Origin of the sequence: Neisseria sp. P0018.S001 (assembly GCF_051957355.1) — a bacterium.
GTDB classification, from domain to species: domain Bacteria; phylum Pseudomonadota; class Gammaproteobacteria; order Burkholderiales; family Neisseriaceae; genus Neisseria; species Neisseria subflava_A.
The window spans coordinates 244,787-268,179 of record NZ_JBQCWN010000002.1; the positions used below are offsets into that span (position 1 = coordinate 244,787).

Consider the following 23,393-nt stretch of genomic DNA (forward strand, 5'->3'; position numbering starts at 1 on the left):
CTATGTAAAGGCTAAGTCTTTCAAGGTAGCAATGATTCTGACCTTTAAATATCGATAACTCCAACTTCTTGATGCTTCATACTTCTCACTCTCCTCAAAAGAAATTTCCTTTTCTTAACTATTCCCTATAGTCGTAGCACTTCTCCTGTAAAAAAGCCCGATGCGTTCAACATCGGGCTTTTAACTGGAAAACCAATCTTAGTCTTTGCGTGTTTCCACCAAAATCATTTCGACTGCTGTGTCTTCCACTTCTACTTTAGGCACATCCGAACGGCGTGTTTTAGCAACCGGTTCAGGTTGTGGCTGCGCGGCAAAAGCGGCAACGGCTTGCGGATCGGTTTCAACGAAGATCAAATCGCCCAAGCTCTCAGGCACAACGATTGCGACAGGCGCTGCTTCAGCTACGGCTTCAGTTTGTGTGACAACAGTTTCGGCTGGTGCTTCAACCGATGCAACAGTAGCCGTTGCATTTGGAGACAATACCGCAGCAATGGCTTCTTTGACATTGCTGACTGCAGAAGCAAGCAGGGCTTGTTCGGCATCAGCGCCTTCAGTTTGCGCGACGGCAGGCTCGTCTTCGCTTTCAATCGCAAATACGAATGGTTCTGCGCTGGTAACTTCAGGCTCGGATACCACAATCACCAGCGGCTCGGCTTGGTCGCTTTCAGAAGACAATCTCGCATTCGCAGCTTCAACCGTTTCGTTCAAACCTAAAACATGCGCTACGGCAAAGAGGACTTTGTCGGCAGTATCGGTAATGTTCAGGTATTGCTCGATTTTTGCCGAAGACGGAATATTGCGTTTTTTGCTGTTTGAACGGCGGTCGTTGCGGTTGTTACGCTGACGGTTGTTGCGCTCGCGTCCTTGACGGCCGTTGTTTTTCACACCCTCTTCGCTGCGGGCGTTGTCGTCCGCTTCGACTTGCGCCTGTTCGCCATCGGCTTGAACGTTCACGTCCTCAACACGGTTTTCCGCAGGTTGATGACGGTTGCGCTCGTTGCGACTGTTGTTGCGGCGGCGTTTATTGCCGTTTTGTTCCGCTTGGTTTTCAGACGGCATCTCAGCCAGTGCAGCCACTTCCTGAACGTTTACGTCTTCAACCACTTCCTCAACACGATTGCGCTCGTTGTTGCGATCATCGCGGCGGTTGTTACGGTTGCGGTTGCGGCGGGTGTCTTTACGCTCGTCGTTGCGGCTTTCGTTTGATTTGTTTTCTTCAAACTTACTGTCGACAGCTTCGGCATTCACTTCGCGCACTTCGACTTTGCTGCCGTCGTTTTTGTTGTTGCGGCGTGGATTTTGACGGCGGCTGTTTGAACGGCGGTTACTGTTTTGGCTGCGGTTGTTTGTAGTGCGTTTTTCGGCAGGCTCTTGAGCAACTGCGACAGGTGCAGGCTCGCCGCCGAAAATGCGTTTCAACCAAGCTTTGAAGCTGTCCCACCAAGAGGCTTTTTTCTCAGGGGCGACAGTCGGTGCAGGCTGGGTATGGCGTACGCCTTTGACAGCCGGCTCAGGACGGGAAGCTTTGGCTTTTTCGCTGCCGAAAGGTTTGGCGGATTCGTCTTCTTCCGGCTCGGCAACGCGTTTGTAGCTCGGTTCGCCGTCTTCTTCTACGTCATCAATGCGGATGCGGTTGATTTCGTAGTGCGGATTTTCCAAGTGGATGTTTGGAATCAGGACGACGTTCACATCCAAGCGCTCTTCCATCGCAAACAGCTCGGCGCGTTTTTCGTTCAACAGGAAGGTGGCGACATCGACAGGCACTTGTGCATGTACTTCGCCGGTGTTGTCTTTCATCGCTTCTTCTTGAATGATGCGCAAAACGTGCAGGGCGGTGGATTCGATACCGCGGATGACACCGGTACCGGCACAGCGCGGACACGCAACATGGCTGCTTTCGCCCAGAGCCGGTTTCAAACGTTGACGGCTCAATTCCAAAAGGCCGAAACGCGAAAGTTTGCCCATTTGCACGCGTGCGCGGTCTTTTTTGAGCGCGTCGCGCAGGACGTTTTCAACATCGCGTTGGTGTTTCGGATTTTCCATATCGATGAAGTCGATGACGACCAAACCGCCCAAGTCGCGCAGGCGCATTTGACGGGCGACCTCTTCGGCGGCTTCCATATTGGTTTTGAACGCGGTGTCTTCAATGTCAGAGCCGCGTGTGGCACGCGCAGAGTTGACGTCGATGGAAACCAGGGCTTCGGTATGGTCGATCACAATCGCGCCGCCGGAAGGCAGGCTGACGCTGCGTGAGAACGCACTTTCGATTTGGTGTTCGATTTGGAAACGGGAGAACAGCGGCGTGTGGTCTTGATAGAGTTTCAGACGGCCTACATTGCTCGGCATGACGTAGCTCATGAATTCGGCAACTTGGTCGTAAACTTCTTGATTGTCCACCAAAATCTCGCCGATATCGGGACGGAAATAGTCGCGAATCGCACGAATCAGCAGCGAGCTTTCCATAAAGAGCAGGTAAGGGTCATGGTGTGCTTTGCCTGCTTCTTCAATGGCTTGCCAGAGCTGTTTGAGGTAGTTCAAGTCCCATTCCAACTCTTCCGCGCTGCGGCCGATGCCGGCGGTGCGGGCAATAATGCTCATGCCGTTTGGAATGTCGAGTTCGGCCATGGCGGCTTTCAACTCTTGACGCTCTTCGCCTTCGATACGGCGGGATACGCCGCCGCCGCGCGGGTTGTTCGGCATCAATACCAAATAGCGGCCGGCCAGGCTGATAAAGGTGGTCAGCGCCGCGCCTTTGTTGCCGCGCTCGTCTTTTTCGACTTGGACGATAACTTCCATGCCCTCTTTGAGCACATCCTGAATACGCGCCCTGCCGCCTTCGTAGTCGCGGAAATATGAACGCGATACTTCCTTAAACGGCAAAAAGCCGTGGCGGTCGGTTCCGTAATCAACGAAACACGCTTCCAGCGACGGCTCGATGCGGGTAATGATACCTTTGTAGATATTGCCTTTACGCTGTTCTTTGCCCAGCGTTTCGATGTCCAAATCCAAAAGGTTTTGGCCATCGACAATGGCAACGCGCAGCTCTTCGGCCTGCGTTGCGTTGAATAACATTCTTTTCATAGTCACCTCGTGAACAGCGGCCGTTTGATTTGTGAATATCTTTTTCAGACGGCCTGTCTGTCCGGTTGGCACTCTTCAAAGGCGAGATGGGAAAATCCCCGTGTAACCAGTATTTGATTTGAAATCCGCAAGGTTGCATGCTTGAGCTCAAGCCATGTGCGGACGGATTCGGATAAAGAAGGAAATAAAGAACAATGCGGCGGAAAGGTTGATGGTTCCGCTGCCGTCCGAACGCTGATGCTTCGGACAAAATTAAGGCAGCCTACATCTTCTTATTATCGTAGCGCCGGTAATTTCGGACGGTGCTGCGCGGACTGCGTCTTACGCCCGGCCGGACGGCAGGTTCAATTCAAACTTAATTACGGGATTGCGTTTGCCGGCTTTGAACAAACACAAGGAAATGCTTTGCGGAGTGCGTTTTTAATATAAAATCTCGTTTTAACAATAAATCCGTTTCAGACGGCCTGCGATGGCAGGTTCAAGTCCCGAAACGGACGTTTGGGATTATAGAGAAAATGCACGCAATACGCAAAGATTCAGTCAGCCTGATTGCCGTTGCCGAACACGAGGAAGGCCAACGCCTTGATAACTATCTGATAAAAATCCTCAAAGGCGTCCCGAAAAGCCATATCCACCGCATTATCCGCGCCGGCGAAGTGCGGCTGAACAAAAAACGCTGCAAACCCGACAACCGCATTCAGGCAGGCGATACCGTCCGCATTCCGCCGATACGCATCGCCGAAAAACAAAGGCCGTCTGAAAGCCAGGCCGCGCCTGCGCGCGAATTTGACATCGTTTATGAAGACGATGCGCTTTTGGTCATCAACAAACCGTCCGGCGTTGCCGTCCACGGCGGCAGCGGCGTGAGTTTCGGCGTCATCGAACAAATCCGCCGCGCCCGTCCCGAAGCGCGTTATCTCGAACTCGTCCACCGCCTCGACAAAGACACCAGCGGCCTTTTGATGATTGCCAAAAAACGCAGCGCCTTGGTGAAACTGCACGAAGCCATCCGCAACGACCATCCGAAAAAAATCTATCTCGCGCTGGGTGTCGGCAGGCTGCCGAACGACCGCGTCCACGTCAAGCTCCCCCTGTTCAAATACACCGGCGCACAAGGCGAAAAAATGGTGCGCGTCAGCGAAGACGGCCAATCCGCCCACACCATCTTCCGCGTGTTAAACCGTTTTTCAGACGGCCTTTTGCACCAAGTCGGCCTATCCGACCTGACCTTTGTCGAAGCCACACTGAAAACCGGCCGTACCCACCAAATCCGCGTCCACCTGCAATCTCAAGACTGCCCCATTGCCGGCGACGAACGCTACGGCGACTATCAAGCCAACAAACGCCTGCAGAAACTCGGTTTGAAAAGAATGTTCCTGCACGCCTCCGAGCTGCACCTTGCCCATCCGCTGACCGGCGAAAAACTGATCCTGAAAGCCCCCCTGCCGCAAGAATTGGCGCAATTTGTTTTAATGTTGGAAAATCAGGAAAAGGCCGTCTGAAAGGAAACCCATGAAACCCAAACTCATTATTTTCGACTGGGACGGCACACTTGCCGACACCACCAACCCCATCATCCACACCTTTCAGCAAAGCTTTGCCGATTGCGGCCTACCCGTTCCCGAAGTCGACCAAATCCGTCCGCTCATCGGATACAGCCTGTCCGGCATCATTCGCCGCCTTGCCCACAACGTCAGCGAACACGTTCAGGAGACCCTGATTGAGACCTATGCCGCGCACTACCTCAATCCCAACAACCGCAACATGACCCTGTTCCCCGAAGCCCTGCCCTGCCTGCAACGCCTGAAGCAACAAGGATATTGGCTTGCCGTCGCCACCGGCAAAGGCCGAAGCGGCTTAGACAAAGCCATCGCACAAACCGACACCCAAGCCTTTTGGCTGGAAACCGCCTGCACCAGCGAATATCCGTCCAAACCTGCGCCCGATATGGTACTCGCCCTCTGCGACCGACTGGGTGTTGAACCGGAAGAGGCCGTCGTCGTCGGCGACACCACCCACGACCTAGAAATGGCCGCCAACGCCAAAATCCGCGCCATCGCCGTCACCACCGGCGCACACACTGCCAAACAGCTTTCCTCCATGCCCCATGTTGCCATGCTCAACAGCTTGGCCGAATTGCCTGATGTATTGGAAACCTTATAAGCATAAAAGGTTATGCAACATCTATATTAAAGGCCGTCTGAAACCTACTTTCAGACGGCCTTTAATTTGTTTTATCGATCTGAGCGCACCCTGACAAATGTTGCAAATTTCGGCGTTCCCTTTTGCGTAAAACCACGATAACGGTAAGTAATCAGCGCACCGATTTTCGGCGGATGGTCGCGGTCTTTATCCTTAAAACCGCTGCCGATACGAAACTCGCCATATTGGTTTTTGCATCCTACCGCACCCAAACGCCCGACATTGCGCCCTTTGCCCTCATAATGACGCGTTACCGTACATTCATCATCATATTCACTTTTCAGCTTCAACAGCTGCCCATTTCTACCGCTTGCATAACGGGCTTCAGGTTGACGCAGCATCACCCCTTCCCCACCCAGCGCTTCAACTTGTTTCAAAAAATCCAAAGCATGCTGTTTGTCGCGCACCTTGACTTGCGGAATAACCGTAAACCGTGCCGACGGGTGTGATTTCAGCCATTTCGAAGCCGTTTCCAGACGCTGATACAGATTACCCTGCGCCTGTGGCACATCAAAAACATGCAAGCGGATGCCGTCCCAAGTTCCCGAGGCAGAACGCACCGTCGCGGAAATTTGCTCAAACCGCCCTCGTCCGCTGTACAACTCACCATCCATCGGAAACGGCGGAAAACCTGCTGTAAAACCTTTGGGCGGTGTAAACGCATAACCCTGACGACTGACCAGCTGCCTGCCGTCCCAATACGCGCGTACGCCATCCAACTTTTCACTCATGGCCCAACCGGCAATATCTTGATTTTTATATTCCTGCGCCAACAACAAATCTGCACCAAACGCCGCAGAGATGAAAGAAGCCGCAAAAATCGGTATCATGGTTCGCATTACATTATTCATAAGACACTTTTCCAGACTTGCTTTTTATTATATGTGCATAATAACAAAAGACCGTCTGAAACGTAAACAACATTAAATAAGCCTTTCCCAGGAACACCCATGGCACTCCAATTTGAAATCAACGCCGTTACCCCTTTCCGTCAAAACTGCACGCTGATTTGGGATGACGAAACCAAAGAAGCCGTTTTGACCGATGTCGGCGGCGACGTACCCTATTTATTGCAACAAGTCCAAAACAAAGGCCTCAAGCTGACCGCCATTTGGCTGACCCACGGCCATCTTGACCACGCAGGCGGCGTGGTTGAGCTTTTGAAAACCTGCGACGTACCCGTTCTCGGCCCGCACAAAGACGACGAATTCCTGCTCCAAGCCCTTCCGCAAACGACGGCGCAATACGGCTTCCCTGTTTCTCCGTCATTCACGCCGACATGCTGGCTGGAAGAAGGGGAAACGCTCAAGGTCGGCAATCACAGCTTCCAAGTCCTCCACATTCCCGGCCACACTCCCGGCCAAGTCGTTTTTTACAACGCCGAAAATGAACTTTTAGTCGCAGGCGATGTTTTATTTTATGAGACTGTCGGTCGCACAGATTTTCCACGCGGCAATCATGATGATCTCATAAACAATATCTGCGCTAAACTATTAACCCTGCCCGAAACCACGCAAGTTATAGCCGGACACGGCCGTATGACCAGTATCGGGCATGAGAAAAGGTACAATCCGTTTCTGGTTCGCTAATATGAATTTTGTATAAAGCCAACATTTTGGCATACTCAGATTATGCGTATAAAAGAAAACTGGCATACAATTTGCAGGGATAACACCCGAAAGATTAAGTACCTAATCTCCGGCAAATGCCAAAAAGAACTAAAGCACAAAGATAACAAGGTATTACGCAATACAACCTGATTTATCGAAAACCGGACATCTCTAAACCCCAAGCCTTACTCGAAGTGAAATTGTTACAAAGTGACAATAAATGTCAGTCAGGCCGTCTGAACGGCTCTGCCGATTCAGGCGAATACAACGGAGATGAGGCGCAATGCCCTGCCGGAATGTGCCGATGTTCTGTTTGTCAAACCGTCGGGTACATCTTTAAGAAGCACAACATTATTTGGGTAAACCGGCAAACTCGCTGCCGGCACTAACAGGCCGTCTGAAAAGTTCGGCCGGTAAAATCAATAAAAGGATTATCAAATGAAAAAAATCGCAAAAGTAGGTTTCGTCCTGCTGGCTACCGGCCTGCTGGCCGCCTGTGCTACTAAGAGCAAAATCACTCCTGAAGGCACTACAGACGAGCCACGCTTCCCTAAACCTTACTCCCTGACCTTCAACAAAGACCGCGGTACATTCCCGACTTTTGACGAGCTGGATCAAATGCGTCCTGGTCTAACCAAAGACGACATCTACAAAATCCTCGGCCGTCCTCACTACGACGAAGGCATGGTTGGCGTGCGTGAATGGGACTACCTGTTCCACTTCTACACCCCAGGCGTAGGCGTTGACCCTGAAAACACTTCTGGCGTTGAAGGCATCACTACTTGCCAATACAAAGTGATCTACGACAAAGACAAATTTGCACGCAGCTTCTTCTGGAATCCAGTATTCCCTAAAGATGCCGTATGTCCTCCTCCAGCACCTACACCTAAACAAGAGCCTCAAGTGATCATCCGCGAGATCATTAAAGAAGCTCCTAACCGCATCCGTCAATAAGGACAAATTTGAAACGGATCCTATTGGGTATAGCCTTGGCAGCAGGTCTGAATTCTTTGGCCGCTGCCGATGCTGTCAGCGACTATATCCAGCGTAAAAAAGTTGTGGTCAATACAGCTAAGGCGGAGCTTTGCTTTGCCGACGACGGTCAGTGCCATCCGGTACTGATTGGCAAGACCACGCCGAAAGGCAAATTCAATATGACGCCGATGATGACCAGCAAACCGGGTTACGGTGGCGAGGTTATCGGCTTCAAAGAAGAAAATGACTTTCTGTTTGCGTTACACAGGGTATGGACGCTCAAGCCACAGGAAAGACGCATGGAACGCATCGTCTCTCCTCATGTGGCCGACCGCATCATAACCAATGGTTGTATCAACGTACAGAATAATGTGTACGAAAAACTGCGTCAGTATTTCATTTTAGAAGTCATCTGATGTAGGCTTTAGTTTGAATAAAGGCCGTCTGAAAATTTTTCAGACGGCCTTTTCTTTTTATTCGTAAAACCTTTATGACTGGCTATACTGATACAGTCTTGATGGCACGGCAACTTCGTTGAGGCTGCTGATTCAGAAAAAGAAAACTCTATCAACCTAACGCGTAAATCTAAAAGAAAGTCCGCCTAAAAGTTCAGGCAGCCTTTATTGTTTACAAACAAAGAATATGTTAACCTCTTGTTATCGAATAGACTTAATCATTCGTAATATTATTTAACAACACAAAAAGGACTCTATCTTATGAACCGTCGTCAATTTATCGGCAGCGCCGCTGCTGTCTCTCTCACCGCCGCCGCTTCTTTTGCCCGTGCTCACGACCATGCAGGTCATGCACACCACGCCGGTCATGCTGGTCACGCGCATTCTGCACCGCGCGCCTACGAAGCTGCGCGCAAAGCGGCCGCACATTGCGTTGAAGCCGGTCAAATCTGCCTGACTCACTGCATCACTCTGTTGAGCTCCGGTGATACTTCCATGAAAGACTGCGCAACCGGCGTTAACCAAATGTTGGCACTGTGCGGCACCTTGCAAAACCTCGCTGCCCAAAATTCACGCCTGACCCCATCTTTGGCAAAAGTGTGCATCGAAGCCTGCAAACAATGTGCTGCCGCCTGCAAAGAACACGCCGGCCACCACGCTGAATGCAAAGCCTGCTACGAATCTTGCTTGGCTTGCATTAAAGAATGCGAAAAAATTGCCGCTTAAGCACTATTGAAAAAAGGCCGTCTGAAATTCAGACGGCCTTTTATTTTGCTATTTTGTTTACGCTATTCGGCTGCAAGCTCTTGCTCATCCAGCAGTTTTTTCCGAACAATCGCAGGGTTGCCCGCAGCCACGCAATAAGGCGGCACATCTTTGGTAACCACCGAACCTGCACCAATTACCGCGCCTTTACCGATGGTAACGCCGCCCATGATAATCGCACGCCGGCCAATCCAAACATCATCTTCAATCACAATCGGGCTGATATCTGTATAACCTTCGAAGCGGCGGGTTTCAGGGTTGAATTTGTGGTTGGTCGAATAAAACAGGCATTCCGGCCCCATCATCACGTTCTTGCCGAGGGTCAAACCGCGGCAGATTTCGCAATTTACGCCGATACCCGAATTGTCGCCGACTACCGTATCCGGAAAGACGTATCCGCCTTTTTCAATATTGACGTTTTTACCGATGTTTGGAGAAATACACGCAGCCAAAGCAACACGGAATTTTTGCGCAATTCTGCCGAATGGTTTGCAATAAGACGGGGGCAACACTCCTCCCAAAACACGCAAAATGCACGTCAATATCTTTTTCCACATTGATTCCGTCTCCTGTTCGTACAAGCGTAAATATTATTCAGACTATTATTCTTCTTAAAGTTTCACATCTAGAGGAGGTTTTACATCCTCTTTTCAGTTAGATTACAATCTGATCGCATAATATTTGGTTCGATATTCTATTCTAAACTGTTCTCTTCTGTTGCGAAACTACCCTGCATACAAAATATCCTCTTGACGAAACAGCCAAAAATAGCGAAAATTCCACGCTTAACTGAAGTACAGGCAAAACCCCTGTGCCCGCTTAATCGAAAGGAAATCAAATGAAACAAGGTATTCACCCGAACTACCACGAAATCGACGTTACCTGCTCTTGCGGCAACAAATTCGTGACCAAATCTGCAATGGAAAAAGACAGCTTCAACGTTGAGGTTTGCTCTCTGTGCCACCCTTTCTACACCGGTACTCAAAAAATCGTCGACACTACCGGTCGTGTGGACAAATTCAACAACAAATTCGGCAACCTGTTCAAACGCTAATTGTCGCTTTGTCAAAAAGACTGCTTCGTGCAGTCTTTTTTGCATTCAGGCCGTCTGAAATATTTCTGTCAGACGGCCTGAGCTTTTTGTCGTCAACCGAATACCATATCATTCCAAACACCCGATAAAAACGAGCCGTAAGCATTGTTTTACAAAGCCCTCCAGTCCGGCATATCGCGCAAACCCGTCAAACCCTGTACCATTGCTATTCAAATCAACCGTTTTTTGACCTTCCATGCTGACTTACACACCGCCCGATCCGCGCCGCCCCCAAAAAACCCATGAAAAACCATGGCTTCTGCTGCTGATGGCCTTTGCCTGGCTGTGGCCGGGCGTGTTCTCGCATGACTTGTGGAACCCTGCCGAACCCTCCCTCTTTACCGCCTCCGAATCCATGAAAAACGGCGGCAGCCTGTTAATTGCACAAATCTTCGGCCAACCCGATTTCACCATCTCCCCTGCTTTTTTATGGGCGGCAACCGCATTCCAAACCCTGTTTTCACCTTGGGCAGCCGATGCCTATGATGCCGCGCGTTTTGCCGGCGTGGTATTCACCGCCATCGGACTGACCGCCTGCGGTTTTGCCGGTTTCAACTTTCTCGGCAGACACCATGGCCGCAGTGTTGTCTTAATCCTTATCGGCAGCATCGGTTTACTGCCCATCGCCCACTTCCTCAATCCCATGTCGGCCGTCTTTGCTGCATTTGGATTGATTCTGTGCGGCTTCTCACTGGCACGCCGCCGCGTCATTATTGCCATTTTGCTGTTGTGCGGCGGCTGGGTTTTACTCTCCCTCTCCTCAGGCTATCTGCTGACCGCAGCCATGATTTTTTTGGCACTTGCCCTGTCGTTCCATTCCACTTGGCAAAGCAAACGCTATCTGCTGACTCTGATTGGCACCATCGTCGTTTCCCTGCCCCTGCTGATTCTGTATCCGCTGGTTTTATCCAGAACCCATCCCGAATGGTTTGATATTTGGTTCAACCATTATTCCTTAGGCGTATTCGGCGGTTTCCATCAGATTCAGACGGCCTTCAACCTGCCCTATTATCTGAAAAACCTGCTGTGGTTTGCCCTGCCTGCTTGGCCGCTGGCGGCATGGACGCTCAGCCGCACGCGTATCCACGATAAAAACTGGGGCATTCTGAGCCTGTCGTGGCTGATTATCATGACAGCCCTACTCGCCATCAATCCGCAACGCCTGCAAGACAACCTCGTTTGGCTGTTGCCGCCACTCGCCCTACTCGGCGCGGCACAACTGGACGGCCTGCGTCGCGGTGCAGTGGCATTTATCAACTGGTTCGGCATCATGGCATTCGGTTTCATTGCCGTCTTCCTGTGGCTGGGCTTCTTCGCCATGAACTACGGCTGGCCCGCCAAACTAGCCGAACGCGCCGCCTATTTTAGCCCGTATTACATCCCCGACATCGACCCGATTCCGATGGCCGTCGCCCTGCTGTTTACCCCGTTATGGCTCTGGGCGATTACGCGTAAAAACATCCGCGGCCGCCAAGCCGTAACCAACTGGGCGGCCGGCGTTACCTTGGCTTGGGCTTTACTGATGACCCTGTTTTTACCGTGGCTCAACGCCGCCAAAAGCCATGCGCCGGTGGTTCACCAAATGGAAGCCGCGCTTTCTTCCGAATTGAAACAGCAGCTTTCAGACGGCCTCGAATGTATCAGCATCGACGGCCAAGACCAGCGCACACGAATCGCGTGGACACAATACAGCCATATTAAAACCACGACCAACAACCCGTCCTGCCGCTACCGCCTCATCCGCCAAGCCGCCAACATCGGCGCACCTTCGGGCTGGCAAACCTTGTGGCAAGGCGCAAGACCGCGCAACAAAGCCGAGACTTTCCTATTGCTGGAAAAAACTGCAGCGCAGTAAGCCATACCAGCCTCAAAACTGAATATTCCCACCCCAACAAAGGCCGTCTGAAAGAACTTTTATCCTTTCAGACGGCCTTTGACTCACTTTAACACCGCTTCCCGTACAATGGCCCTTTTCCCTTATCTGCCTAAAAACATGAAACCCAACCGCCTTTTGCCCCTCGTCCTCTTATTGACCGCCCTCTCCGCCCATGCCAAAGATTTCATTATCTACGACCGCATGGACTATGTCGGCAAACCCGACCTGACTGCCGACAAACTCTCCAAAGTGTTCTTGGTTTACGAAAGCGAGCTGGTCAAACCCGATCCGACGGGCAAACGCAAACACGGAGTACTTAACGAAGCGCGTATCCGCGAATTGGCCAAACAATCGCGCCGCGAAGGCTACCGCACCATTTCTACCGACATCGAAAGCTGGTTTGCCGAAAAATACGGCCAGCTGCTGACGCCCGACGAATTGAGAACTGACTTCGCGCGGATGTACCAAATCTTCAGAGAAGAAAACCCGCGCGCCGTCATCAGCAACTACGGCATGCCCTCCGAACACCTGCACGGCATCCGACACTACCGTCCCAACGTTGACAACGAAGCCATCTTGACAAAATGGCGGCAAGTCAGCAAACGCCGTGCGCCCACCGCCGCTATCAGCGACTATGCCAATCCTGTGTTCTACATCACTTCCCCCGATTTGGTGCAATGGGAAAAAGACGTGAAAACCGCCGTTGACGACATCCACCAACGCTTTCCCAACAAAAAAATCATCGGCTACATTTGGCCGCAATATTATTCGGCCACCAACAGCCCTTATTTCAAACAGTTCATCGACCCCGTCCGCTGGCGCAAAATGCTCGAAATCAGCAAAAAATACACCGACGGCGTGATTATTTGGTCGGACAAGCGCGATGAAAACAACCAAATCGTGCGCTGGAATGATCCGCGCATCCAAGCCACGATGAAAGCGACTCAAGCCTTCATCAATGCCAATGCCAAAGAAATCAAGGTAGAAGGTTTGCAGAAATATTAAAAACAAGGCGGGTATGTTTGCCCGCCTCTTTATATACCTACACATCTGTCTGTATGTTTGACACAACACGCTGCAAAACGACCGTGGCACCAACGCTTCTGCATTCTTTCACACGTTTTTACCCGTTATTCCTAAGCGCAGGCCGTCTGAAAATTGCCCGAATATCCAATACCCTTTACAATACCCGTAATTAAAATACATTTTTCGACACCCCTCTTCTGCATGAGTTCCACACCCTTCATCGAAATGAAAGACGTTGCCTTCGCATATGGCGACCGTCCTATTCTGAACAACATCAACTTCAGCATTCCACAAGGAAATTTCGCCGCCGTAATGGGTGGTTCGGGCAGCGGTAAAACCACGCTGATGCGCCTGATTACGGGTCAAATCCGCCCACAATCGGGAAAAGTGTTGATTGAAGGGCGCGATTTGGCCGCATTTTCGGCGCAGGAGCTGTACGAACACCGCCGCCGCATGGGCGTTTTGTTCCAACACGGCGCATTGTTCACCGACTTATCCGTCTTCGACAACATCGCCTTCCCCATGCGCGAGCTGACGGATTTGCCCGAAGCGGTCATCCGCGATTTGGTGGTGCTGAAACTGAATGCAGTCGGTTTGCGCGGTGTTGAAAACCTGATGCCTTCCGAGCTTTCCGGCGGTATGTCGCGTCGCGTCGCCCTCGCGCGTACGATTGCGCTCGACCCTGAAATTATGTTGTATGACGAGCCTTTCACCGGCCTCGACCCGATTTCGCTGGGCGTCATCGCCCACCTCATCAGCCGTGCCAATAAAGCCCTGCGCTCAACCAGCGTGATGGTAACGCATGATATTGAAAGATCATTGGAAATCGTCGATCAAGTCATTTTCCTGGCACACGGCGAAATCATGTTCTCCGGCTCGCCCGAAGAAATGCGCGAACTCGACTCGCCTTGGGTACGCCAGTTTGTCGGCGGTTTGGCAGATGGCCCCGTCGCATACCGCTATCCGGCGCAAACGACTTTAAAACAAGACTTGCTTGGGTAGTTTTCAGACGACCTGTTATCACTCAACCTAAACCTTAAAGGCTCATTATGAACGGCAAAGTTAAATGGTTTTCTGAAAGTAAAGGATACGGATATATCGTTTCTGAAGAAGGAAAAGAATACTATTTCACAGTAAAACATATTCAAGGGGCAGAGTTGCCACATAACGGCGATGCCGTTACTTTTGAAGCACGTACAAGCAAACGAGGACCGGTTGCAGGTACTGTCGTTATTACTGAAAAAGCATCGGAAAAAAGAGCGGCTAAGAAACAAGCTAAACGTGACGAAAACGATCCAAGGGTAAATTGCTACACTTGCAACAAAAAAATGACTCCACGGATTATTATGCGTAAAGGCAGTATTAGCCATTCTATTTGTCCCTACTGTGGCAGTGTCTATAAAAATTTTAGCAATTGCTTTATTGCTACAGCAGTTTATGGAGACTCATTCGCCGAAGAAGTTATTGCCTTACGCCGCTTCCGTGATGAAACTCTTTTAACCAATACTTTAGGTAAGGTTTTGGTAAAGGCATATTATAAAGTTTCACCACCTATTGCGGAAAAACTAAAAAATATGCCTAAAACATCAGCCTGTGTTCGCAAATGCCTAAATAAATTAGCGGCATATTATGGTGGTAAAATCTAAACTCCTCTCCACCTTTCAAACAATCTAAAACTTAATCAATCAAGGCCGTCTGAAAACCATTTAACCAATCAACTGAAACCTATGAATTTTATCCGTTCCGTCGGGGCAAAAACCCTCGGCTTCATCCAATCGCTGGGCAGCATTACGCTGTTTTTCCTGCACATCCTGACCAAATCAGGTACGGCGTTTGCCCGCCCGCGCCTGAGCATCCGCCAGGTTTACTTTGCAGGCGTGTTGTCTGTCCTGATTGTTGTTGTGTCCGGCCTGTTTGTCGGTATGGTATTGGGCTTGCAAGGCTATACGCAGCTGGCAAAATTCAAATCCGCCGATATTTTGGGTTATATGGTTGCCGCTTCCCTGTTGCGCGAATTGGGTCCTGTATTAGCTGCCATTCTGTTTGCCAGCAGCGCGGGCGGTGCCATGACCAGCGAAATCGGCTTGATGAAAACTACCGAGCAGCTTGAAGCAATGAACGTGATGGCGGTCGACCCCGTGGCACGCGTGGTTGCGCCGCGCTTTTGGGCGGGCGTGTTTTCCATGCCTTTGCTGGCTTCGATTTTCAACGTTGCCGGTATTTACGGCGCGTATTTGGTCGGCGTCGAATGGCTGGGTTTGGACGGCGGTATTTTCTGGTCGCAAATGCAAAACAACATTACCTTCCATTACGACGTACTCAACGGCTTAATCAAATCCTCCGCTTTCGGCGTAGCCGTTACGTTAATCGCCGTACATCAGGGCTTCCACTGCGTACCAACTTCCGAAGGTATTTTGCGCGCCAGTACACGCACAGTAGTGTCTTCCGCCCTGACCATCCTCGCTGTCGACTTTATGTTGACCGCATGGATGTTTACCGACTAAAGGCCGTCTGAAACGGCACTTAAAAAGAATGAAACAAGGACAATAGCACATGAAAAAAAATGCTTTGGAATTTTGGGTAGGACTGTTTGTCTTACTGGGCGCGGCCGCTATCGGCTTTCTCGCCTTCCGCGCCGCCGGCGGACAATCGTTCGGCAAATCATCACAAACCTACACCGTCTATGCCGATTTCAGCGACATCGGCGGCTTGAAAACCAACGCGCCGGTCAAATCCGCAGGCGTACTGGTGGGCCGTGTTGCCTCCATTCAGCTTGACCCTAAATCCTATCAGGCAAAAGTCGCCCTCAATCTGGACAGCCAATATCAGTTCAGCAGCGACGTTTCCGCACAAATCCTGACTTCAGGCCTGTTGGGCGAACAATACATCGGCCTGCAACAAGGTGGAGATACCGATTCTTTGGCAGCAGGCGACACCATTACCGTCACCAGCTCCGCCATAGTTTTGGAAAACCTTATCGGCAAATTCATGACCAGCTTTGCCGAAAAAAATGCAGACAGTGAATCTGCCGGTCAAAACAAACAATAAACACATATCAACCCAATATTCAGGACACTCCCATGAAAAAAACTTCCTTCATCAGCGCATTGAGCATCGGTGTATTGAGCATCAGCATGGCATTTGCCTCTCCTGCCGACGCAGTCAACCAAGTCCGTGAAAACTCCGTTCAAGTGCTGAAAATCCTCAACAGCGGCGACGCCAACACTGCACGCCAAAAAGCCGAGGCTTACGCCATCCCTTACTTCGACTTCCAACGCATGACCGCTTTAGCCGTCGGCAACCCATGGCGTACTGCAACTGACGCACAAAAACAAGCGTTGACCAAAGAGTTCCAAACCCTGCTGATCCGCACCTACTCCGGCACCATGCTGAAATTCAAAAACGCCAAGGTCAACATCAAAGACAACCCTGTCGTAAACAAAGGCGGTAAAGAAATCGTTGTCCGCGCCGAAATCAACGTTTCCGGCCAAAAACCGGTCAACATGGACTTCACCACCTACCAAAGCGGCAGCAGATACCGCGCATACAATGTCGCAGTAGAAGGCGCAAGCTTGGTTACCGTATACCGCAACCAATTCGGCGAAACCATCAAAGCCAAAGGCATCGACGGCCTGATTGCCGACTTGAAAGCCAAAAACGGCGGTAAATAATCCACCCCCGCACCATGCCGCCTGATGTTCAGACGGCATGGTGCCTTACATCATAAAGACACCATGCAAACAGAAATCCGCAACGGCACGCTCTACATCAGCGGCGACGTTACCGTCAAAACCCTGACTGCCTCCGCCTTTGCGCGCTACGAACAACAATGCCGTCTGAAAGAAACAGACAGTATAGACTTCAGCCAAGTAGGCAAAGCAGATTCAGCCTGCGTTTCCCTGCTGCTCAACGCTCTGCGCCGGACAGACAAAAAACCGACCATTCAAAACATTCCCGATTCCGTCCGCGCACTGGCCGAACTTTACGAAATCAAAGACTGGTTGCAATCATGAAAAAAACCACCGCTTCACTCTGCCTCCTCATCAGCATAGCCTCCGCTCCCGCACTTGCCGAACGCAATCCAGCCGACCCTTACGAAGGCTACAACCGTACCGTTTCCAAGTTCAACGACAAAGCAGACAAATACGTCCTTTCCCCTGTCGCACGCGGTTATCGCAAAATAACGCCCAAACCGGTGCGTACCGGCGTGATCAACTTCTTCAACAACCTGCGCGATGTCGTCAGCTTCGGCAGCAATGTACTGCGCCTTGACGTCAAACGCGCCAGCGAAGACCTCGTCCGCGTCGGCATCAACACCACCTTCGGCCTTGGCGGTTTAATCGACGTAGCCGGTGCAGGCGGTGTGCCCAGCAATAAAAACACCCTCGGCGATACCTTCGCCTCATGGGGCTGGAAAAACAGCAACTACTTCGTTGTCCCCCTACTCGGCCCGTCTACCGTACGCGATACCGTCGGCAACGCCGTCACCACCGTCTATCCGGTTAAAAATGCCGTCTTCCACACCAGAGCAGGACGCTGGGGCACAATCGGCCTGCAAGCCATCAACACCCGTGAAGAACTGCTCGACCTGACCGACAGCCTCGAAGGTGCAGCCATCGACAAATACAGCTACACACGCGACCTTTACATGAAAGTCCGCACCCAACAAACCGGCGGCACGCTCCCTCAAAGCGAAGACGACAACATCGACATTGATGACTTAGTGGACAGCAATGCCACTTCCGAACCGGTAACAGCCCCTCAAACCGCTCCGGCAGAAATTCCCGATACAGCCAATCCCCAAACCCTGTATCAAACACCATCAGAAAACCTCTGATTGTTCCCAAAAATAAAGGCCGTCTGAAATTCAGACGGCCTTTATCCCCCAAAAGATAGCCAGTCCACCACCTTTGCTATATCATTCAACTATACAGAAACCAAGGAAAACACCATGTACGAAGTCAACCGCAGCGTCTTCCTGCTTATCCCCCTCGATCCATTTTGGAACTGGCTGAAATCCCTGCCCGGCAATCACCTAGACGGCCTGACACTGGAAGACATTCAAGCCGATGCCAATTCCTACCTCGTTCGCCCATGCGAAACTGCCGACGAAGTATGGGACGAAATCGAAGCGCGTTTTGAAGATATTTTTGCTGCCGAATTGGCCGACTGGTGCGAAGACGAAAGCGAATGGCCGGATTTGGATGCCGACATTTTCAACGAATGGTTCGATATCCAACTCTCCACCGTGATTACCGACCTCGAACACGAACCAATCGCACGCGAAGAGTTCCAACCCATCAATCTCAACTGATGAAACTGACCGTCCGCAACTACCACCTTGACGGCTACGGCCACGTCAACAATGCACGCTATCTCGAATTTCTCGAAGAAGCGCGCTGGACGTTTTTTCAAGAGCATGACCTTCTGTCCGAACTCAAAGGCATCATGCTCGTTGTTGCACGCGTTGACATCCGCTATCGCCGCCCGTCGCTTGAAGGCGATGTTTTAACCTTCACAGGCCGTCTGAAAGACATCGGCACACGCCACATCATCCTCAGCCAAACCGCGACCCTGCCCAACGGCAAAGCTGCCATCGAAGCCGAAGTGACCCTTATGCCCGTCAGCAGCGAAAGCGGCCGTAGCATCAGCGTTCCCAAAACCTTAGCACACGTCATTCAAAACCTCGAATCATGAAAAAAATACTCACACTCCTCATCGTTGCCACAATTGGCGCGCTTCTTACCTTCGTCCTTATCCCCAGCAACAAAGCCGCCCCTGATTTCGCCCTGCCCGACCTGCAAGGCAAAACCATTACCAACGCCGATTTAAAAGACAAAGTTACCCTCATTAACTTCTGGTTTCCCTCCTGCCCCGGCTGCGTGAGCGAGATGCCTAAAATCATCAAAACCGCCCAAGATTATCAAGGCAAAAATTTCCAAGTCCTCGGCATTGCCCAGCCCATCGACCCTATTGAGAGCGTCCATCAGTACGTCAAAGAATACGGCCTTCCTTTCACCGTCATGTACGATGCCGACAAAACTGCCGCAAAAGCCTTTGGCACACAGGTTTACCCGACTTCTGTCCTGATCGACAAAAACGGTAACATCCTCAAAACCTACGTTGGCGAACCCAATTTCACCCAACTCTACCAAGAAATCGACCAAGCCCTCGCCCAATAAATCCAAGGCCGTCTGAAACCATATTTCAGACGGCCTAAAACCGAAATATCCTTTATAATAAGCAACATTTTATCCGTTCAGACACCAAGCTCCTCTATCAACAAAGGTCGTCTGAAACAACCGAATACCCATAAGAGAACATCATGAAATTTATCGACGAAGCAAAAATCGAAGTCGCCGCAGGCAAAGGCGGTAATGGCGCAACCAGTTTCCGCCGCGAAAAATTCGTACCCCGAGGCGGCCCTGACGGCGGTGACGGTGGCAAAGGCGGCAGCGTTTGGGCAGAAGCCGATGAAAACACCAACACCCTCGTCGAATACCGCTTCGTCAAACGCTACCAAGCCAAAAACGGCGAAAAAGGCCACGGTTCCGACCGCTACGGCGCAGGTGCGGACGACATCGTCCTCAAAATGCCCGTCGGCACCCTTATCCGCGACCTCGACACCGACGAAATCGTCGCCGACCTCACCTACCACGGCCAGCGCGTCTGCCTCGCCAAGGGCGGCAAAGGCGGCTTGGGCAACATCCACTTCAAATCTTCCGTCAACCGCGCGCCCAAACAATCCACGCCCGGCGAAGAAGGCGAAACCCGTTCCCTGCAACTCGAACTCAAAGTCCTCGCCGATGTCGGCTTATTAGGCATGCCCAACGCCGGTAAATCCACCCTGATTACCGCCGTATCCGCCGCGCGCCCCAAAATCGCCAACTACCCCTTCACCACTCTGCATCCGAATTTAGGCGTCGTGCGCATCGACGAAAACCACAGCTTCGTCATGGCCGACATCCCCGGCCTGATTGAAGGCGCGGCAGAAGGCGCAGGCCTAGGCCACCGCTTCCTCAAACACTTATCGCGCACCGGTCTGCTGCTGCACGTCGTCGATTTAGCGCCCTTCGACGAAACCGTCAACCCCGCCGAAGAAGCTCTTGCTATCATCAACGAGTTGCGCAAATACGACGAAGAACTCTACGGCAAACCGCGCTGGCTGGTGCTGAACAAACTCGATATGCTTGATGAAGAAGAAGCCCAAGCGCGTAGCGCCGCCTTCCTCGAAGCCATCGGCTGGGATTACCCCAAACCCGATGACCGCTTCCAATTCGACATGGAAACCCCGCGCCTCTTCCAAATCAGCGCACTAACCCACCAAGGCACGCAGGAATTGGTACACCAAATCAACCAATACCTAACCGAGAAAAAACGCATCGAAGCCGAAAAAGCAGAAGCGGAACAGGTAGTGGCAAAAGCCGAAATTGCCGAGCAGCAGCCTAAAACGGATACTGGCGTGTTTAAGCCGGAGTAAAAAAATTTCAGACGGCCCTCGGCATCTAAAATTTAACCTATCAAGTTTTACAAAAGGAAAACATCATTATGAAACTTAAATTAGTCTCTTCAAAAGAAGAAATTATTGAAAACTTGATTCGTTTTGCTCTCTATCAATATAGTGAAGATGAGAGTGAGAAAATTTATTTTAAGGAACGTTTGAGAAAAGGCCAAAATCTCGTCTTTGCCTCTTATGGTAGTAACTATATCTTTTGCCCAAGTCGCTTTGTGGGATATAAAAATTGCATTATAAATAATCATCGGGCTGCGATAAATAAAAACGGTTCAGAGACAACTAAACAAATCAGTAGGTTATTAGGAGTCAAAAATACAGAAAATAAAATCGCAGAAAAGGAATATTTGAAACTTTGTAAAAAAATGGGTATTTCTCCAGAAAATAGAAAACGGACATACTGGAAAATCAATTTTCCCGATATATCCTCTAATTTATCTTCTTATAACGGATTTCCTAATGAAGAAGAAATCAAAATTGATGAGGATAAATTTTTAGAGGGCCAAGTCACCCAAGTATGGGTCAATAAATATGAACGAAACAATGATGCTCGAAAAAAATGTGTAGAAGAATATGGCTACACTTGTTCAGTTTGTAATTTTAACTTTGAGAAATTTTATGGTGAATTTGGAAAAAATTTCATTCATGTTCATCATTTAATACCTATTTCAAGCAAAGGTAAAAGTTATGAGCTGAACGCAATTAAAGACTTACGCCCAGTATGCCCAAATTGCCATGCTATGTTACATAAAACCAATCCGCCACAAACTATAGAACAACTCAAACTTTTTATTGAGCAGCAAAAAATCATTGAATCATAAACTTTAAGCGAATCCCATGACCACCATCTACAACACCCTGACCCGCCAAAAAGAACCCTTCACCCCCATCGACCCTAAAAACGTACGTATGTACGTTTGCGGTATGACCGTTTACGACTACTGTCACTTAGGCCATGCCCGTGTGATGGTTGTGTTTGACATGATTGCCCGTTGGTTGCGCGAGTGCGGTTATCCGCTCACTTATGTGCGCAATATTACCGATATCGACGACAAAATCATCGCCCGCGCTGCTGAAAACGGCGAGACCATCGGCGAACTGACCGCGCGTTTCATTCAGGCCATGCATGAAGATGCAGATGCTTTGGGTGTGTTGCGTCCCGACATCGAGCCAAAGGCAACGGAAAATATCCCGCAAATGATTGCCATGATTGAAACCTTGATTCAAAACGGCAAGGCATATCCTGCCGCAAATGGCGACGTTTATTACGCCGTGCGAGAGTTTTCCGCTTACGGCCAATTATCGGGCAAATCGCTGGATGACCTGCGCGCAGGCGAACGTGTGGAAGTGGACGGTTTCAAACGCGATCCGCTTGATTTTGTATTGTGGAAAGCGGCCAAAGCAGGCGAACCTGCATGGGAAAGCCCTTGGGGTAACGGCCGTCCGGGTTGGCATATTGAATGCTCTGCCATGAGTGAAAACCTGTTCGGCGATACTTTCGATATTCACGGCGGCGGCGCGGACTTGCAGTTCCCGCACCATGAAAATGAAATCGCCCAAAGCGTCGGTGCCAGCGGTCATACCTGCGGCCACGACCACGCGCAAACCCACCACGGTCAAAGCATCGCCAGCCACGTCAAATACTGGCTGCACAACGGCTTTATCCGCGTGGATGGCGAAAAAATGTCCAAATCGTTGGGCAACTTCTTCACCATCCGCGAAGTGTTGAAACAATACGACCCTGAAGTCGTGCGTTTCTTCATCCTGCGCGCCCACTACCGCAGCCCGTTGAACTACTCGGATGCGCATTTGGACGACGCAAAAGGTGCGCTGACCCGCCTGTACACTACGTTGAAAAACACTCCTGCCGTTGCGTTCGAATTGTCTGAAAATGCCAATGACTACACCCGCCGCTTCTACGCCGCCATGAACGACGATTTCGGTACGGTCGAAGCGGTTGCCGTGTTGTTTGAACTGGCAGGCGAAGTGAACAAAACAAATGATGCGCACCTCGCCAGCTGCCTGAAAGCTTTGGGTGGCATCATCGGCCTGTTGCAACGTGATCCGATTGAGTTTCTGCAAGGCGGCGCGGTTTCAGACGGCCTCTCCAACGAAGAAATCGAAGACTTAATCGCCCGCCGCAAACAGGCACGCGCGGATAAAAACTGGGCGGAATCCGACCGTATCCGCGACCTTCTGAACGAACACAAAATCATTCTGGAAGACAACGCCGGCGGTACGACTTGGCGGCGCGGCTAATTTGATTTGATATAAAAAGGTCGTCTGAAAACATTTTCAGACGACCTTTTTATATCTGGTTGAAAACCGTGATGTGTGTACTTAATCTTCTAACAGGTTCTTCTTGATGACCGCAGGATTCCCAGCAGCGACGCAATACGGCAGCACATCTTTAGTTACCACAGCCCCTGCGCCGATAACCGCTCCTTTGCCTACTCGGACACCGCCCATAATAATCGCGCGCCGTCCGATCCAAACATCATCCTCAATCACAATCGGAGACCTTTGCAAAAAAGCCCTTCCCCAACAGCCGAAATCCAAACACAGGTTTTCGGCTGTTTTTGTTTCAAATATCCACTGATTCTACTCAAATACCCCCTTAATCCCCCTTGGATACCCGATAATCAGGCATCCGGCCGCCTTTTAGGCGGAAACAGGCGCACTTAGCCTGTTGGCGGCTTTCAAAAGGTTCAAACACATCGCCTTCAGATGGCTTTGTGCACTCACTTTAATCAGTCCGAAGTAGGCTGCCCGGGCGTAGCGGAATTTACGGTGCAGC

The 23,393-nt window shown here is 50.7% G+C and carries 25 protein-coding genes and 2 pseudogenes; 22 read left to right on the plus strand and 5 right to left on the minus strand.

All coding sequences use genetic code 11. The annotated features are described in order from the left end of the window. Positions 1-198: 198 nt before the first annotated feature. A complete protein-coding gene (locus ACTHTJ_RS02670) occupies positions 199-3,081 on the minus strand; it encodes an Rne/Rng family ribonuclease (protein ID WP_440360895.1) in 2,883 nt (960 codons plus the stop codon). A gap of 515 nt (positions 3,082-3,596) precedes the next feature. Between ACTHTJ_RS02670 and ACTHTJ_RS02675 the strand changes: the two genes are divergently transcribed. Both ACTHTJ_RS02675 and ACTHTJ_RS02680 read left to right on the plus strand, forming a co-directional pair. Further along, the gene (locus ACTHTJ_RS02675) at positions 3,597-4,583 is read left to right on the plus strand and encodes an RluA family pseudouridine synthase (protein ID WP_070583980.1); all 987 of its coding nucleotides are present in this window, start codon (positions 3,597-3,599) and stop codon (positions 4,581-4,583) included. Between the two features lie 10 nt (positions 4,584-4,593). Continuing rightward, positions 4,594-5,244 (plus strand): HAD-IA family hydrolase, encoded by a 651-nt coding sequence (locus tag ACTHTJ_RS02680; RefSeq protein WP_070583982.1) that lies wholly within the window; start codon positions 4,594-4,596, stop codon positions 5,242-5,244. A 71-nt stretch (positions 5,245-5,315) separates the two neighbouring features. Here ACTHTJ_RS02680 and ACTHTJ_RS02685 read toward each other — a convergent pair whose 3' ends face one another. Further along, entirely contained in the window at positions 5,316-6,122 is an 807-nt protein-coding gene (locus tag ACTHTJ_RS02685) for a DNA ligase (RefSeq protein ID WP_070461150.1), read from the minus strand. Between the two features lie 111 nt (positions 6,123-6,233). Between ACTHTJ_RS02685 and ACTHTJ_RS02690 the strand changes: the two genes are divergently transcribed. From ACTHTJ_RS02690 to ACTHTJ_RS02705, 4 genes are all read left to right on the plus strand, one after another. Further along, complete coding sequence (locus ACTHTJ_RS02690) at positions 6,234-6,872, plus strand: MBL fold metallo-hydrolase (protein ID WP_070583984.1); 639 nt, start codon at positions 6,234-6,236, stop codon at positions 6,870-6,872. A gap of 459 nt (positions 6,873-7,331) precedes the next feature. Then, complete coding sequence (locus ACTHTJ_RS02695) at positions 7,332-7,847, plus strand: outer membrane protein assembly factor BamE (protein WP_070461158.1); 516 nt, start codon at positions 7,332-7,334, stop codon at positions 7,845-7,847. An 8-nt stretch (positions 7,848-7,855) separates the two neighbouring features. After that, positions 7,856-8,284, plus strand: a complete 429-nt coding sequence (locus ACTHTJ_RS02700; RefSeq protein WP_049329449.1) for a hypothetical protein — start codon at positions 7,856-7,858, stop codon at positions 8,282-8,284. Between the two features lie 300 nt (positions 8,285-8,584). After that, positions 8,585-9,049 (plus strand): four-helix bundle copper-binding protein, encoded by a 465-nt coding sequence (locus ACTHTJ_RS02705; RefSeq protein ID WP_070583986.1) that lies wholly within the window; start codon positions 8,585-8,587, stop codon positions 9,047-9,049. 62 nt (positions 9,050-9,111) lie between these two features. Here the strand turns inward: ACTHTJ_RS02705 and ACTHTJ_RS02710 are convergent, their stop codons facing one another. Further along, positions 9,112-9,645 (minus strand): acyltransferase, encoded by a 534-nt coding sequence (locus ACTHTJ_RS02710; protein WP_070583988.1) that lies wholly within the window; start codon positions 9,643-9,645, stop codon positions 9,112-9,114. Positions 9,646-9,926: 281 nt separating this feature from the next. On the opposite strand from ACTHTJ_RS02710, the gene rpmE reads away from it, so the two are divergent. The 16 genes from rpmE to cysS all read left to right on the plus strand — a co-directional run bounded on the left by rpmE (position 9,927) and on the right by cysS (position 22,855). Then, on the plus strand, positions 9,927-10,142 hold the full coding sequence (gene rpmE, locus ACTHTJ_RS02715) for a 50S ribosomal protein L31 (protein WP_070583990.1): 216 nt from the start codon (positions 9,927-9,929) through the stop codon (positions 10,140-10,142). Between the two features lie 235 nt (positions 10,143-10,377). Continuing rightward, positions 10,378-12,036 (plus strand): ArnT family glycosyltransferase, encoded by a 1,659-nt coding sequence (locus ACTHTJ_RS02720; protein WP_440360894.1) that lies wholly within the window; start codon positions 10,378-10,380, stop codon positions 12,034-12,036. A 138-nt stretch (positions 12,037-12,174) separates the two neighbouring features. Beyond that, entirely contained in the window at positions 12,175-13,062 is an 888-nt protein-coding gene (locus ACTHTJ_RS02725) for a hypothetical protein (RefSeq protein WP_232502738.1), read from the plus strand. 222 nt (positions 13,063-13,284) lie between these two features. Further along, positions 13,285-14,085: an ABC transporter ATP-binding protein gene (locus ACTHTJ_RS02730; protein WP_004519053.1), complete on the plus strand. Its 801-nt coding sequence runs from the start codon at positions 13,285-13,287 to the stop codon at positions 14,083-14,085. Positions 14,086-14,132: 47 nt separating this feature from the next. Next, the gene (locus ACTHTJ_RS02735) at positions 14,133-14,729 is read left to right on the plus strand and encodes a cold shock domain-containing protein (RefSeq protein ID WP_004519054.1); all 597 of its coding nucleotides are present in this window, start codon (positions 14,133-14,135) and stop codon (positions 14,727-14,729) included. Between the two features lie 81 nt (positions 14,730-14,810). Continuing rightward, positions 14,811-15,587: a lipid asymmetry maintenance ABC transporter permease subunit MlaE gene (mlaE, locus tag ACTHTJ_RS02740; protein WP_440360893.1), complete on the plus strand. Its 777-nt coding sequence runs from the start codon at positions 14,811-14,813 to the stop codon at positions 15,585-15,587. Between the two features lie 49 nt (positions 15,588-15,636). Then, positions 15,637-16,131: an outer membrane lipid asymmetry maintenance protein MlaD gene (mlaD, locus tag ACTHTJ_RS02745; protein ID WP_440360892.1), complete on the plus strand. Its 495-nt coding sequence runs from the start codon at positions 15,637-15,639 to the stop codon at positions 16,129-16,131. 32 nt (positions 16,132-16,163) lie between these two features. After that, a complete protein-coding gene (locus ACTHTJ_RS02750; protein WP_049332874.1) occupies positions 16,164-16,754 on the plus strand; it encodes an MlaC/ttg2D family ABC transporter substrate-binding protein in 591 nt (196 codons plus the stop codon). 63 nt (positions 16,755-16,817) lie between these two features. Further along, positions 16,818-17,096: an STAS domain-containing protein gene (locus ACTHTJ_RS02755; protein ID WP_036493932.1), complete on the plus strand. Its 279-nt coding sequence runs from the start codon at positions 16,818-16,820 to the stop codon at positions 17,094-17,096. Then, complete coding sequence (locus tag ACTHTJ_RS02760) at positions 17,093-17,920, plus strand: MlaA family lipoprotein (protein ID WP_049335811.1); 828 nt, start codon at positions 17,093-17,095, stop codon at positions 17,918-17,920. The genes ACTHTJ_RS02755 and ACTHTJ_RS02760 overlap by 4 nt, the downstream gene beginning before the upstream one ends. A 114-nt stretch (positions 17,921-18,034) precedes the next feature. Continuing rightward, positions 18,035-18,397: a hypothetical protein gene (locus tag ACTHTJ_RS02765; protein ID WP_003681812.1), complete on the plus strand. Its 363-nt coding sequence runs from the start codon at positions 18,035-18,037 to the stop codon at positions 18,395-18,397. Next, positions 18,397-18,780, plus strand: a complete 384-nt coding sequence (locus ACTHTJ_RS02770) for an acyl-CoA thioesterase (protein ID WP_049335809.1) — start codon at positions 18,397-18,399, stop codon at positions 18,778-18,780. Before ACTHTJ_RS02765 ends, ACTHTJ_RS02770 begins: the two co-directional genes overlap by 1 nt. Next, positions 18,777-19,265, plus strand: coding sequence for a peroxiredoxin family protein (locus ACTHTJ_RS02775; protein WP_049335807.1), 489 nt, complete (start codon positions 18,777-18,779; stop codon positions 19,263-19,265). Before ACTHTJ_RS02770 ends, ACTHTJ_RS02775 begins: the two co-directional genes overlap by 4 nt. Before the next feature lie 143 nt (positions 19,266-19,408). Continuing rightward, on the plus strand, positions 19,409-20,563 hold the full coding sequence (gene obgE / locus ACTHTJ_RS02780) for a GTPase ObgE (protein ID WP_049335805.1): 1,155 nt from the start codon (positions 19,409-19,411) through the stop codon (positions 20,561-20,563). Between the two features lie 68 nt (positions 20,564-20,631). Then, the gene (locus ACTHTJ_RS02785; RefSeq protein ID WP_079453683.1) at positions 20,632-21,417 is read left to right on the plus strand and encodes an HNH endonuclease; all 786 of its coding nucleotides are present in this window, start codon (positions 20,632-20,634) and stop codon (positions 21,415-21,417) included. A 16-nt stretch (positions 21,418-21,433) separates the two neighbouring features. Beyond that, entirely contained in the window at positions 21,434-22,855 is a 1,422-nt protein-coding gene (gene cysS / locus ACTHTJ_RS02790; RefSeq protein WP_440360891.1) for a cysteine--tRNA ligase, read from the plus strand. Between the two features lie 81 nt (positions 22,856-22,936). On the opposite strand, the pseudogene ACTHTJ_RS02795 reads toward cysS, so the two are convergent. Together ACTHTJ_RS02795 and ACTHTJ_RS02800 are read right to left on the minus strand one after the other, a co-directional pair. Next, positions 22,937-23,116: pseudogene (locus ACTHTJ_RS02795) on the minus strand (DapH/DapD/GlmU-related protein); the annotation flags it as partial. Between the two features lie 141 nt (positions 23,117-23,257). After that, a pseudogene (locus ACTHTJ_RS02800) lies at positions 23,258-23,393 on the minus strand (IS5/IS1182 family transposase); the annotation flags it as partial.

What these genes read in the sequence shown, in the direction of transcription:
- ACTHTJ_RS02670 (WP_440360895.1), bottom strand. Translation starts at nt 3,081, where the DNA reads ATGAAAAGAATGTTATTCAACGCAACGCAGGCCGAAGAGCTGCGCGTT.
- ACTHTJ_RS02675 (WP_070583980.1), top strand. Translation starts at nt 3,597, where the DNA reads ATGCACGCAATACGCAAAGATTCAGTCAGCCTGATTGCCGTTGCCGAA.
- ACTHTJ_RS02680 (WP_070583982.1), top strand. Translation starts at nt 4,594, where the DNA reads ATGAAACCCAAACTCATTATTTTCGACTGGGACGGCACACTTGCCGAC.
- ACTHTJ_RS02685 (WP_070461150.1), bottom strand. Translation starts at nt 6,122, where the DNA reads ATGCGAACCATGATACCGATTTTTGCGGCTTCTTTCATCTCTGCGGCG.
- ACTHTJ_RS02690 (WP_070583984.1), top strand. Translation starts at nt 6,234, where the DNA reads ATGGCACTCCAATTTGAAATCAACGCCGTTACCCCTTTCCGTCAAAAC.
- ACTHTJ_RS02695 (WP_070461158.1), top strand. Translation starts at nt 7,332, where the DNA reads ATGAAAAAAATCGCAAAAGTAGGTTTCGTCCTGCTGGCTACCGGCCTG.
- ACTHTJ_RS02705 (WP_070583986.1), top strand. Translation starts at nt 8,585, where the DNA reads ATGAACCGTCGTCAATTTATCGGCAGCGCCGCTGCTGTCTCTCTCACC.
- ACTHTJ_RS02710 (WP_070583988.1), bottom strand. Translation starts at nt 9,645, where the DNA reads ATGTGGAAAAAGATATTGACGTGCATTTTGCGTGTTTTGGGAGGAGTG.
- rpmE (WP_070583990.1), top strand. Translation starts at nt 9,927, where the DNA reads ATGAAACAAGGTATTCACCCGAACTACCACGAAATCGACGTTACCTGC.
- ACTHTJ_RS02720 (WP_440360894.1), top strand. Translation starts at nt 10,378, where the DNA reads ATGCTGACTTACACACCGCCCGATCCGCGCCGCCCCCAAAAAACCCAT.
- ACTHTJ_RS02725 (WP_232502738.1), top strand. Translation starts at nt 12,175, where the DNA reads ATGAAACCCAACCGCCTTTTGCCCCTCGTCCTCTTATTGACCGCCCTC.
- ACTHTJ_RS02730 (WP_004519053.1), top strand. Translation starts at nt 13,285, where the DNA reads ATGAGTTCCACACCCTTCATCGAAATGAAAGACGTTGCCTTCGCATAT.
- ACTHTJ_RS02735 (WP_004519054.1), top strand. Translation starts at nt 14,133, where the DNA reads ATGAACGGCAAAGTTAAATGGTTTTCTGAAAGTAAAGGATACGGATAT.
- mlaE (WP_440360893.1), top strand. Translation starts at nt 14,811, where the DNA reads ATGAATTTTATCCGTTCCGTCGGGGCAAAAACCCTCGGCTTCATCCAA.
- mlaD (WP_440360892.1), top strand. Translation starts at nt 15,637, where the DNA reads ATGAAAAAAAATGCTTTGGAATTTTGGGTAGGACTGTTTGTCTTACTG.
- ACTHTJ_RS02750 (WP_049332874.1), top strand. Translation starts at nt 16,164, where the DNA reads ATGAAAAAAACTTCCTTCATCAGCGCATTGAGCATCGGTGTATTGAGC.
- ACTHTJ_RS02755 (WP_036493932.1), top strand. Translation starts at nt 16,818, where the DNA reads ATGCAAACAGAAATCCGCAACGGCACGCTCTACATCAGCGGCGACGTT.
- ACTHTJ_RS02760 (WP_049335811.1), top strand. Translation starts at nt 17,093, where the DNA reads ATGAAAAAAACCACCGCTTCACTCTGCCTCCTCATCAGCATAGCCTCC.
- ACTHTJ_RS02765 (WP_003681812.1), top strand. Translation starts at nt 18,035, where the DNA reads ATGTACGAAGTCAACCGCAGCGTCTTCCTGCTTATCCCCCTCGATCCA.
- ACTHTJ_RS02770 (WP_049335809.1), top strand. Translation starts at nt 18,397, where the DNA reads ATGAAACTGACCGTCCGCAACTACCACCTTGACGGCTACGGCCACGTC.
- ACTHTJ_RS02775 (WP_049335807.1), top strand. Translation starts at nt 18,777, where the DNA reads ATGAAAAAAATACTCACACTCCTCATCGTTGCCACAATTGGCGCGCTT.
- obgE (WP_049335805.1), top strand. Translation starts at nt 19,409, where the DNA reads ATGAAATTTATCGACGAAGCAAAAATCGAAGTCGCCGCAGGCAAAGGC.
- ACTHTJ_RS02785 (WP_079453683.1), top strand. Translation starts at nt 20,632, where the DNA reads ATGAAACTTAAATTAGTCTCTTCAAAAGAAGAAATTATTGAAAACTTG.
- cysS (WP_440360891.1), top strand. Translation starts at nt 21,434, where the DNA reads ATGACCACCATCTACAACACCCTGACCCGCCAAAAAGAACCCTTCACC.